The organism is Vibrio sp. 10N.222.46.A1, assembly GCF_041473595.1.
Taxonomy (GTDB): domain Bacteria; phylum Pseudomonadota; class Gammaproteobacteria; order Enterobacterales; family Vibrionaceae; genus Vibrio; species Vibrio tasmaniensis_A.
Map to the genome: position 1 here is coordinate 1 of NZ_JBFRSN010001333.1, position 313 is coordinate 313.

A 313-nucleotide genomic window follows, 5' to 3' on the forward strand; every position below is an offset into this window, starting at 1 on the left:
AGAAAAGCCTTTATTTCCTTTTCTTAGAGGTATGGTTTCAGCATATGGTGCGCGACAGAATTTATATTCTTTTTCTAACTCATATTGACTATAGAATTTAACCAAATTATTAGTGTTAGATTCGACAAAAAGACCGATTTTATCTTGAGCATTTATTCCAGTTCTAGTCCGTTTTATCTTCCCTTTTTCAACTAAAGGAATGTTCGCAGCGAACCCTCCCACAAATGGAACGCTAAGCTGTATAGTTGGATTTTCTTCTTTATAACGTTTCCAAAACCTCTTTAGACTTCCGATTACTGCTTTCATTCAAAAC

1 protein-coding gene is annotated in these 313 nt (G+C 34.5%); it reads right to left on the reverse strand.

Annotated features, from left to right (window positions below):
- The coding region (locus tag AB4496_RS26390; protein WP_372132854.1) for a hypothetical protein at window positions 1–306 on the reverse strand (306 nt) is incomplete at its 3' end.
- Window positions 307–313: the final 7 nt, after the last annotated feature.